Origin of the sequence: Mycoplasma testudinis ATCC 43263, from assembly GCF_000687795.1 — a bacterium.
Taxonomy (GTDB): domain Bacteria; phylum Bacillota_I; class Bacilli_A; order Mycoplasmatales; family Mycoplasmoidaceae; genus Mycoplasmoides; species Mycoplasmoides testudinis.
On sequence record NZ_JHXT01000004.1, the window covers coordinates 66,323 to 78,012 of the forward strand.

At 30.6% G+C, this 11,690-nt stretch carries 10 protein-coding genes; 8 read left to right on the forward strand and 2 right to left on the reverse strand.

The features are described 5' to 3' along the window. Positions 1-6: 6 nt before the first annotated feature. From T384_RS0101630 to T384_RS0101645, 4 genes are all read left to right on the forward strand, one after another. Positions 7-756 (forward strand): hypothetical protein, encoded by a 750-nt coding sequence (locus tag T384_RS0101630; RefSeq protein ID WP_027119570.1) that lies wholly within the window; start codon positions 7-9, stop codon positions 754-756. A gap of 11 nt (positions 757-767) precedes the next feature. Further along, the gene (locus T384_RS0101635) at positions 768-2,498 is read left to right on the forward strand and encodes a DUF2264 domain-containing protein (RefSeq protein ID WP_027119571.1); all 1,731 of its coding nucleotides are present in this window, start codon (positions 768-770) and stop codon (positions 2,496-2,498) included. Positions 2,499-3,250: 752 nt separating this feature from the next. Then, positions 3,251-4,480: an ATP-binding protein gene (locus T384_RS0101640; protein WP_036498756.1), complete on the forward strand. Its 1,230-nt coding sequence runs from the start codon at positions 3,251-3,253 to the stop codon at positions 4,478-4,480. Positions 4,481-4,925: 445 nt separating this feature from the next. Further along, the gene (locus T384_RS0101645; protein ID WP_027119573.1) at positions 4,926-6,215 is read left to right on the forward strand and encodes an ATP-binding protein; all 1,290 of its coding nucleotides are present in this window, start codon (positions 4,926-4,928) and stop codon (positions 6,213-6,215) included. Between the two features lie 17 nt (positions 6,216-6,232). Here the strand turns inward: T384_RS0101645 and T384_RS0101650 are convergent, their stop codons facing one another. Continuing rightward, positions 6,233-7,072 carry a MurR/RpiR family transcriptional regulator gene (locus tag T384_RS0101650; protein ID WP_027119574.1) on the reverse strand — a complete coding sequence of 280 codons (840 nt, stop codon included), beginning with the start codon at positions 7,070-7,072 and terminating at the stop codon, positions 6,233-6,235. A 231-nt stretch (positions 7,073-7,303) separates the two neighbouring features. Between T384_RS0101650 and T384_RS07245 the strand changes: the two genes are divergently transcribed. Genes T384_RS07245 through murQ form a run of 3 tightly spaced genes read left to right on the forward strand, consistent with a single transcriptional unit; the run spans position 7,304 to position 10,169 of the window. After that, positions 7,304-7,546 carry a hypothetical protein gene (locus T384_RS07245; protein WP_156933105.1) on the forward strand — a complete coding sequence of 81 codons (243 nt, stop codon included), beginning with the start codon at positions 7,304-7,306 and terminating at the stop codon, positions 7,544-7,546. A gap of 56 nt (positions 7,547-7,602) precedes the next feature. Further along, positions 7,603-9,252, forward strand: a complete 1,650-nt coding sequence (locus T384_RS06120) for a PTS transporter subunit EIIC (protein WP_052663411.1) — start codon at positions 7,603-7,605, stop codon at positions 9,250-9,252. Between the two features lie 17 nt (positions 9,253-9,269). After that, entirely contained in the window at positions 9,270-10,169 is a 900-nt protein-coding gene (murQ, locus tag T384_RS0101665) for an N-acetylmuramic acid 6-phosphate etherase (protein WP_156933106.1), read from the forward strand. On the opposite strand, the gene T384_RS0101670 is transcribed toward murQ, so the two are convergent. Continuing rightward, positions 10,162-11,232 carry a MupG family TIM beta-alpha barrel fold protein gene (locus tag T384_RS0101670; RefSeq protein WP_027119577.1) on the reverse strand — a complete coding sequence of 357 codons (1,071 nt, stop codon included), beginning with the start codon at positions 11,230-11,232 and terminating at the stop codon, positions 10,162-10,164. The two genes, murQ and T384_RS0101670, sit on opposite strands and share 8 nt — an antisense overlap. Positions 11,233-11,447: 215 nt before the next feature. Between T384_RS0101670 and T384_RS06125 the strand changes: the two genes are divergently transcribed. Continuing rightward, the coding region (locus T384_RS06125) for a transposase (protein WP_036498759.1) at positions 11,448-11,690 on the forward strand (243 nt) is incomplete at its 3' end.

Sequence of the window (11,690 nt, forward strand, 5' to 3'; positions counted from 1 at the left end):
AAAAAAATGAAAAAAAGAAAAATTTGAAAATTAAGTTTAATTCCTTTTTTAGGAGTTGTTGGAGTATCAGGTATTGTTGCTGCTGCATGTTCTAATGTTACAAATTTGAAAAATCAAGCTATTGTCCCTCTTCAAGATGGCTACCAAGCAAACGTTACTTATGATGGCGCAGTTAATGAACTTCATGCATCAACAGATTCTTCTAAACCAGGTTCTGGACCTGTATCTGTTGAAACCCTATCGAAGTATGTTACTTTAGCAGCAAATTTGCAAACATCTAGCACTGCAAACGATCCAAACACGTCATTTTCTTATTCGGTTAAAGATTCTGTTGCTAATCCTGCAGATAAGTCAATTGAATATACAATCGTTGTACACCGAAGAACAAATGGTTCTGCATCTGGTGTAACTAATCAAGATGTTGAAATTGTCGGTAATAAATTAGTCATTGACACGTTTCCTGGTACTGAGCAATTTAATTTCACACCAAAAACTAGTGACGAATTAAAAGACTTCTCATACGATGCTGCGACAAAAGAATTAGTAAATGATGCAACAACTAAGTACTTTTCTATTGGTACCTTATTAAAATATGCCAATTTAACAGATACCACAAATATAGTTAATGCAAATCGTTATAGAATTGCTATTGTTCCAAATCCAACTAATTTGAACATAAACGTTACTTTAACTGTTTTGAAAGAAAATTTTGTTGCTAAACAATTTACTTTTACCCTAGTATTGGGAAGAGAATAATTTAATTGAAAATGAAGAAAATTATTTCTTCTTTATTTTCATATAAAGACTTTGAAACAGTTTTTAATCAATTTCTAAAACCGTATTTAAGTTACTGGAATCATTCTTCAACCCGGATGAAGCTTGCTACGTCGGGAGTTATTTACGGACAAGACATCGCTGAAATTGAAGGTGCATTACGAATTTTGTGAGGGCTTGGGCCGTTAGTTCATAGTGCAAGTCCAAACAATAAATACGCATCTTACATTAAACGAATTAGAAATCTGCTTCGTACAGGAACTAATCCTAATAGTAAGAATTACTTTGGCAAATTGACTAATTACAATCAAATTACTGTTGAGATGGCTCCAGTAGCTTTACTACTGGCCCTGAATCCATGAATTATTAAAGATTTTTCAGCGATATCTAAAAACAATTTGAACAAGTGATTGCTTCAAATCAATGATTTTAATTTTAGTAAAAACAATTGACAGTTTTTTAAGGTAATTGTCAATTTGTCATTAAGGTTGAATAATTTACAGTATTCGCAAAAGGCAATCGAAGATGCCTTTGAAAATATCGAAAAATGTTATTTAAAAGATGGTTGATATTTTGACGGTCGAGAACCACAAAGAGATTATTACATCGCGTTTGGATATCATTTTTATGGACTTGTCTATGCAAAATTTGCAGAAAGTTTTGATCCAAAAAGAGCAGCCGAACTGAAAAAAAGAGCTTTACTTTTTTATAAAACATATGTGCAATTATTTAGCGAAGATGGTTCAAGTGTTCCATTTGGTAGATCTTTAACGTACCGTTTTGCTCATACAAGTTTTTTTAGTGCTTTAGTTTTTGCTTTCAAACCACATGAAATTAATTTAAGTGAATTAAAATGATTAATTTCTCAAAACTTAAAATGATGAATGAAACAGGATATTTTTGATCCATCTGGGGTTTTAAATGTAGGGTATGCTTATCAAAATTTAATCATGGCTGAAGAGTACAATTCACCAACTAGCCCTTTATGAAGTTTTAAAACTTTTTTGATTTTAGCAGTTAAAAAAGATCATCCGTTTTGAAGTGTGCAACCTAAAATGCCCAAGTTCAAAAACCTTTGTCTATCTAAGCAAAGTAATCAAGTATTATTACATCCACGTAAAAACTTTACCATGATTTTAAACGGCGGTCAATTTGCCAAGTTTGAGCCCACACATGTTGAAGAAAAATATGCAAAATTTATCTACTCTAATTATTTCGGATTTAATGTTTCTGTAAGCAACAAAAACATGAAAGAACTAGCTGCAGATAATATGTTAGCTGTGTTTGATAATAAACGTTATTACGTTCGCTCCTCTACAAACGTAATTAATGTTTTAGACAAACAAATTGAAGTAACTTGATCACCATTCGAAGGTGTTGAAATTATCACGAAAATTATTCCAAAAGATGATGGTGTGATTCGTGAACACGTAATTAAATCTAATATTGAAACTCACGCTTATGAATCAGGTTTTGCTATTCCAGAAAACAAAGTGTACCCATATACTAATCACAAAAACACTTCATCTATTTCTTATGAAAATAATTTGGCATATAGTTCAATTACTGCCTTAACTAAAAATTTTGATTTTGCTGAAGTCATTAACTGTCATCCCAATGTAAATGTAAATTTTAAACGTGTTTTTTTGCCGACTATTAAATTCAAAATTAAAAAAGGTTTAACAAAAATAAAAGTTTTTGTTGCCGGATATCCGAAAATATAGAATTAATAAAATGAAATTAATGTGTGCTTAAATGCACACATTTTTTTATAGCTAAACTCATTTGTGGAAAGTAAGACTATAAGATTGTCTAAACAAAAATATGTTCTAGCTTATTTTTTTTACTTTTTGTTAAAAGTTAAACATGAGAAAATAAAAAATAAAATTCTGTTCGCAGTGTATTATTACGACCGCAATAACTTGTATAGCAGATTGTGCTAATAACGAAAATGATTCTAATCATCAGGTAGAGACAAAGCAGGTGATTCTAATATTTAAGTGCAATGGATTTTGAATCTAATTTTGCTAACTTAAATTCATTTATCACGCAAAATGATATTACAGTCCTTAGATTAACACTCAGAATTTGATTCAGTTTAAACTTATGCAAATACATTACCTAGTGATATCGATAGTACAATGTAAACTTTATTATATGATATTGGTATTAGATTTAAACGGAATATACAAGTTCAAATTGAATCAGAGAATTTTGTGAATCAACAACCACAAGATATTTATAATCCGGCAACTATTGTTATTAAAGTAAAGTTGTAAAATAATAAAGAAATAACTACTTATTCCCTTTAGAACATGATAATAATGTGGTGTAGTTGTACCGTTTCGTAATGCCAGAAAATAATTTTAAACAAATAATGGCGGAAAAATCGCCAGTATTACTGGAGGAATTTCCTCCATTATATTAATTTTTTATGTTAATTTGATGTAAAATATCTGTAAGGGTTTATTTTTTTATGATTACTAGAACAATAATTAAACAAATTTTAAAAAAAATTGAAACATATCCTGTTACGTTGGTAACAGGAGCACGTCAGATTGGTAAAACTACAGCATGCTTAGAGATTAAAAAACAGGGTACTTGAAAATATGTAACACTTGAAAATAATGATTTTCGCTTGTTAGCCAATACTGATCCTAAGCGTTTTCTTGAGGTTTATTCGCCACCAGTAATTATTGATGAGATTCAATATGCACCAATTTTGTTTGAGTACATTAATACGCTAGTTAATCAGACTCGAATAGAAAATAAAAATGCTAACGGAATGTTTCTATTGACAGGATCACAACAGTATGGACTGATGCGTAATGTTACGCAATCACTTGCGGGTCGAGTCGGAATTATCGATATGTTGCCTTTAAGTCAAAGTGAAATTATGGATCGTGATGAAATTCCGTTCTTAGTAAATAAACAAATTTTAAATTCGCGTTGCGAGCCTTTAAATACTAAAGAAACAATTTTAGAAAAAATTACTAGAGGTTCATTTCCAGAACTTCACAAATCTGTTAATCTAGAAACAAAAAGTTTTTATCAGGATTATTTACGGACTTATCTAGAACGGGACGTTAGAGAATTAACAAATCTAAAAGATTGAAAATCGTTTAATATCTTTTTAAAGTTATTAGCCGCTAACTGCGGTGGGACTTTATCTTATGAAATTTTATCACGAGATGTCGGAGTTAACCAAAAAACAATTCGAAATTGAATTAATATTTTAGAAACAACAAATTTAATTTATCAACTGCATCCTTATTATGAATATTCTTTTGTGAAACAACTTGTAAAACGACCTAAAATCTATTTCTTTGATACAGGATTATTGTGTTATTTAAATGGTTTATCAGATCCTTTGAATTTGGAACAATCCATTCTATTAGGACGTATTCTTGAAAATTATGTCATTAATGAAATTATCAAAAGTTATATTAACAACGGTGCAGATGCTAATTTTTATTATTATCGTGATAAAAACCAAGCTGAAATTGATTTCATAATCCAAACTGGTGGTAAAAACACTTTAATTGAAATTAAAACTTCGTCTGCATTTTCTTCGTGCCAAATTAAACATTTTAAAGTTATGGATAATTCTAAATATCCGCTTGCTAATTCAGCTTTAATCTGCTTAGTTAATTCAGTCTATCAAATTAATGAAAAAGTTTACGCAGTTCCAATAAGTGCAATATAAACTATAAACTTCAAACAAAACTTATGATTTTAAAGTTACTTGCATTAAGTTTTTTAAAAGTTATTAATTGCACTTGCAAAAATAAAACGGATACTCCCATTTTTCAATAGGCGTATCCGTCCTGATAATTATCTGAACCATTTTTTAAATATTTTGAATTTCTGTGATTGTATTTTTAAAAAAATAAAGTCTTAAAAACTTTTTTGGGTTTGTTAATTTCAACTATATTGTTGATACTGGAACTAGATAAATACCTTTTTATATGGGCTTTTCCATATTAAGAAATCTTTTAAAGTCTTTACGTTTAGTCATTCATGAATAATAAAATTATTTATCTTTATAATAAAAGTTATGCAAAACATATATTTTAAGTTATGCAAAACATATATTTTTGTATAATATTATTAAATTTATAGCAAATTATAGCAAATAAACAGGCAATTTTATGAAAGCATATCGTCCAAGACTTATTGAAGATATTATCCGAAGAAGATTAGATATTATTGGAACAATTCTGATTACTGGCCCTAAATATTGTGGAAAAACCACTACAAGCATGCAATTTCAAAAAAGTCTAATTAATCTATCAGATGATAAACAATTACAAAAAGCTTCGTACAATTTGGACAATATTTTAGAAGGTAATTATCCAATACTAATCGACGAATGACAACGCTTACCTCAAATTTGAGATAAAATTAGAAATCTAGTTGATCAAAAACCAAAAAAAGGAATGTTTATTCTTAGCGGTAGTTCTACCCCTACTGATCCTTCTAAAATTTTCCATTCAGGTGCTGGAAGAATATCTAGAATTGTAATGCGTCCAATGTCTTTATGAGAATCTCAAGAATCGTTTGGCTATGTTTCATTAATGGATTTATTTGACAACAAACCTGTTTTAGAAAATTATTTTGAAAATGAAAATTATTCGATTTACAACACATTGTTTTATATGTGCCGAGGCGGATGGCCTGAAGCAGCTTTAGAAAAAGATAAAAAAAAGAGCATGGAATTAACCGATATTTACATTGATAATATTTTAAATTTTGGTTTAGAACAAAATAAATCAAGCTATAAAATAACAAAACAAATTCTTAAAGATATAGTTTCGAGTTATGCTCGAAATATTTCGTCTGAAGCTGCTATTACAACTATCACCAATGATGTCATTTACAAAGACGAAAATGGAATAAATCACCAAACAATTAGAAACTATTTAGAAACATTATACAACCTATTTATTTTAGAAGAATTACAAGCGTGAAGTCCAAATTTTCGGTCTTCAATTAGAATGCGCACAAAAGCAACGCATCATTTCGTAGATACCTCAGTTGCTTGTAATATTCTTAAAGCTACTCCAGAATTATTAGCTTATGATAAAAATACAACTGGATTGTTGTTTGAAGACTTTGTAATTCGAGATTTACGAATTTACGCCGAATCAATTGGTGCTGAAGTTAGCAAATATAAAGAAAGTAATGGTTTAGAATGTGATGCAATTATTACACTAAGAGATGGCCGAGTTGGCTTAGTTGAAATTAAGTTAGGTGATCCTTCTAACATTGAAGTAGCTGCTAAAAGTTTAAATAAAGTATATCAACGTTTTGTGGATCAAAAAGATTTAACTCCTTTATTTCGTCCGCCTGTTTTTAAAATGATAGTCACAGCATACGGAGCTGGATATAAAAGAAATGATGGAATTTATGTTGTTCCAATTAATATCTTAAAAAACTAGTATTTCGAAAAAAAAGATTATTTATATTCTTTTCAATTGTCCAAAATTTTGTAATTTTCTTCCATGTATTTATCATTAGATTCGTGTAAATAATAAAGTTCTCGAAAAATGGCATCGCTAACGATGATTTGAGCCGATTTAGAAAAGATAGCAACTAATCTTTCTTTATTTGAAATGTTCTTAGTTATCAAATGATAAGTAAATCTTTTATCGGGATTAGGATTTGAAGTAATGATAATCGTTTTTATTTTTAAACGAACGCATTCGGTTAAAAGAAACAAGATTTCTTTTGTAACTGCTGATTCTGAAAAGAAAATTACCACATCATTTTGTTTAAAACTAGCGATTTCTAAAATTGAGTTATGAATATCTTGATAAGCAAAGGCTTGTTTTCTAATTCTTTGTAAATTTATTGCTAAATCACTGGCTGCTAAGAATGAAGAACGAATGCCAAATGATAAGACTCTTCCGGCTTTATTAAGAACATTACAAACTTTTAAAAAACATTCTTGATCTAAACTATCAATAGTTTCATTAATGGCGTATAAATAATAAGCTTTGAGGTTATTTAATCGGCTTTTAAACGTTTTTTCTTGATTGATCAGAAAAAACTTTTGTTTGGTTCATTCTTTTTGAACGTATAAACGCATTTCTAAATAATTATGAAATTGGAGTTTTTGAGCTAATCTAAATAATGAAGACTTAGTCGTTAAATAATAAGAGGCTGCAGCTTCGATTTTTTCAACTAATAATGGTTCTGGATTTTGGTTTATCAGTTCGATCGTTTTTAATTCGACAGATGTTAATTTGCCTTTTGACATTTCTGATGACAAAACTTTTTTATCTTCGTTACTCATTAAATTTAACCCCTTGGTCTTTGCAAAACAATATTAAATATCTTTAAGTTAAATATCAACTATTTAACCAACCCTCCTATTGTGTTTATATCGTTTATGTAGTTATATTACATATTTTATGACATTATTAATTGGGTGGTTTAATTTTCTAATTAGGAGTATTAATTGGGAACACTTCCCAATTGGAACTTGTTGGTATATTTTCACATAAAAGGGTAATAAAATTTAAGCATGGGCAATTCATTAACTGAGAAGAAAGTTATTAGTGCGTGAGGGGAACTCACACGCGTTCAAAGACTAATAATTACAATAGGAACTCTTGTAGGAACAATTATTGCTGTAATTGGCGTTGTTTTAGCATCATTACGTTTTTTAGATGCTGGACTTCCGCTAGCTGTAATTGGTGCAGCAGTCTTATTGCTTGTTACGTTTTTCTGATTAATTTGTCCATCAATCAATAAAAGAAGAAAATAAAATCTGCGTCCTTAAAATTTCTTTTATTTGATTTTACGAATCCATCGAGGTCAAAAATGGCTAAACCAAAAGATATTGCCGCATCATTAAACCAGTGTATTGATGCACATAACATCAACAGCATCACTCATTGTATGACGCGTCTACGGATCAAATTTAAAGATCCAAATGCTGTTGATACTGAAACAATAAAAAAAGTTGATGGTGTTCTAGGGCTTGTTAAAGCTAATGAAGAATACCAAATAGTAATCGGACCTGCAGTTCGGAAAGTATTTGAAGAATTTTCAGCTGGTGTGAAAAAGATGGGAATTGATGTCAATACTTCAGACACTCCAATAGAAGAAAATCTAGATCCTGAATTAGCTGCTAAAGCAAAAGAAAAAGAAGCTTTAAACCTATCGGTTGCAGGACAAGATTTACAAGCTGTTTCAACTGGCAATAAAAGCGCAATTCGAAATCGTTTTGTAGGTAAAAAAATCCAAGAAGGCTTAGCTAAATTTGCAAAAGTCTTTGCTCCTTTAATTCCAGCTTTTATTGCTGCCGGGATTTTGTCTGGGATTGCTGGAATTATTCAGACTGTTGTTGCATCAACAGGTCCAAACCCAACCGCAACTGGTTGGCAAAACTTCTTTGATACGTACTTATCTGTATGAAGAAGTGCTTTCTTAGTTGTGGTGGGTTGAAGATTTGCTGAAATTTTCGGAGGTAAAGGTTGACTTGGAGGTATTATTGGAGCTGCATATACTTCTTTAAGTGCGCCTTTATATGGGGCTATGTGAGTTCCTCCTGCAGGAACTATTAGTGCTAGTTCTGTAGGTCATTTTTTAGGAATTCCGGTTAGTGTTGGTGATTTAGATAAATTTTGATTGACATCAGGTCTTGTAACTCTTGGATCGAACGGAATTCCTAATGGTGTTGGAACACCACACGGATCGATTTTTGGAGTCTTTTTGGCTGCTACAGCATCAATTTATATTGAACGTTATATTGGAAAAGTTATTCCTGGTTTAATTGACGCTGTAGTCACTCCATTTTTATCTTTATTAGTAATTTTGTTTGTTAATTTTTTCATAATTATTCCAATATCTGGATATTTGTTCTTAGGGGTAACTTGATTATTTAGATTATTGACTAATAGTCCATTTGGAACAATGGTTTTATCTGGAATCTTTATTATTGCTGTAACGTTTGGAATTCACCAAGGATTTGTCCCAATTTATGTTGCATTAGTGGCTGACACTGGAATCAATGCTTTATTTCCAGTTCTGGCAATGGGGGGTGCTTCCCAAGTGGGTACTGCCATTGCTTTATGGTTTGTAGCTAAAAAAGGTTCGGCCCTTCGCAAGCAAATTCAAGGGGCCATTATTCCTGGGATTCTTGGAATTGGTGAACCTTTAATTTATGGGGTTACTTTACCAAGATTAGCTCCGTATATCACAAGTTGTTTAGGGGCTGTTATTCCCGGATTCTTTATTGGTGCAATTAATGTCTGAGGTGGGGCTAATATGGGATTAAACTCGGTCTTTGGCCCTAGTGGAGTTTTAGCTATTCCATTAATTACTTCAACAACTAATGGTCAAAGTATTGGGATTGGCATCTATGTAGCAGCGTTAATTATTGCTTATATTTTTGGTGCTTTATTTACTTTTGGTGGGTACTTTTTAACAAGAAAGAGTAAGAAATTCGATTGGAAACTTAATTCGTAAAATGGAGCGTGATGACAATGCAAAATAAAATTCTTAAAAATCTTACTACAGAACAAGAAAATAAAAACTCTTTGAACATCGATAAAGCCAATAGTCTAGAAATTGTGGAAATCATCAATAACGAAGATGCAAAAATTGCTAAAGCAATTAAATCCCAATCTAAGCAAATCGCCAAAGCGATTGATATCATTGTTCAAACCATCCAAAACAAAGGGCGTTTAGTTTATATTGGTTCTGGTACTAGTGGAAGACTAGGAGTTCTTGATGCTTCAGAAATGTTACCAACATTCCACGTTGGCAGTGAAACCGTTTTAGGAATTATTGCTGGTGGACAAAAAGCATTAACTACTCCGGTTGAAGCTGCTGAAGATGATGCAGATCAATCCATTAAAGATTTACAAGAAATAAATTTTTCAAAAAAGGATATTTTAGTAGGAATCAGTGCTTCAGGTCGCACTCCTTATGTTGTGAGTGCATTAAAATATGCCAAATCATTAGGCGCAAAAACGGTTTCGTTATCGACTAGTTTCCATGCTGAAATTAGTCAGCTTGTTGATTTTCCAATCGAACCAGTAACTGGTCCTGAAGTGGTTGCTGGTTCAACGCGAATGAAATCAGGAACCTGCCAAAAAATGGTACTTAATATGTTATCTACTGGAACTATGATTCGTTTAGGTAAGGTTTATCATAACCTAATGATTGATGTGATGGCAACTAATGAAAAACTAATTGAACGATCACACCAAATTGTTTCACGTATTACTAAAGCTCCAGACAATGTTGTTGATTTGGCATTAAAAAAATCGCATAATAATGTTAAACAATCTTGTGTGATGATTTTAAAGAATGTTAATTTATCAAAAGCTAAAGAACTGCTTAAAAATGCCAATGATATTTTAGCTAATGTAATTAATTAAAAAGTAATTTTTTAGGATTGATAAAACTAAATTTTTGTAACCCATTTAAATTTTTCAGTAAACCTAAATAGTTAAAGTCTACTCGTCCTATCACATTTACTTTTGAATTTGCACAATAAGAACTTTTACAAATTTGTAATTCCCCAGAATAACGCAAGTATTTTGCGTTATTTTGCGTTATTGTCCCAATTGGCCTTGCTTTATTAGCGTTGTATGGTTTTATTAATTCACCTTGCTCTGAATAAACACGTGATTCAATAATTCTTACTAGTGAATTAGGAACGTCTTGACGACAAGTAAAGGATTTATCATAAAGTGAATTAAAATTAGGATTATTGAAAATAGCAGGGATTTGAATAATTGAGTTTTTAATGTAATCTTTGATTAGATTGTATTGAGTGTTAGAGATATTAGAATCTCCAATAATTACGTTTTTGATATGACATTCATTAACCATTCTTATAAACGAGACATAAGGGGGTTGGCAACGGTTTTCTTCTAATGTACATAAGCCTTCAAAAAGTGGGCCTCTTAAGTCATTATCTCCAGGTATAAATGCATAAATTTTGTTTATTCCATATTTAGTCAAGATATCATTTGTATTTAAAAGATATGATTGATCTAATCCTGTTTGTGGACTTGGATAAAAATTATGAATAGCAAAAACATGCTGCTGCAGTTTGTGCTTTTTTATTAGCTTTAGTAAATTTAAATTTGGTGTTGATGCGTTTATGGCTATTTTGTTTTTTCTTAATACTTTTAACTGTTCTGTATTTGAATACCCAAAATCAAAACGAACAACATCAATTTTGTATTTTTTAATTAATTCATCAATTGTTTTACATTCGAATTTATCTAAAGTTTTTTTAGATACATCTGCGATAATTTCATAATGATTTATTTTGAAAAAATGAATAAATTCTTCAAATTTCTTTTTCGAAAATTTTTGTAATTCTTCAGACACGTGCAAAGAGATAAAAACAGTTTGCTTTGCTTTATTTGTTGTTAATTCTTTTTTTAAGGTTTCATATTGTGATAAGTATACCGATCTAATTAGTTTCATTAATTCACCATCTTTTTATTCATTAATCAATTGAATATTAACATTTTGATTTTTGGATTAAAGACAACTTTGGTGTTAAAAGTGTTTTTGGAATAGACTCCCAATTTTAGATTGAAATAAAAATTGATCAAATTGATTCTGGGTAGTAATGAAATAAGTGTGTTAAATTGGCATCGTGTTAAAATTCAAATAATTAATTAAGGATGATTAACAAGATGGCAAAGAAAATAACTCCAAAACCACCTAAATCTGAAAATTATCGAAAAGTAATGGACCAATTTAACCAATTGGTACTAGAAAACCCAGATATTTTTGATGCTAGCAGTGCCAATAGTTTAATTAAATCAATGACAGAAGTATTTTCTGAACCACTGAATGCACTTCTTAAAGCCGAAATGGATGAACATTTAGGAAGAAGCGAATACGAGCGTTCTGAAAACTCCAATCGCCGGAATGGT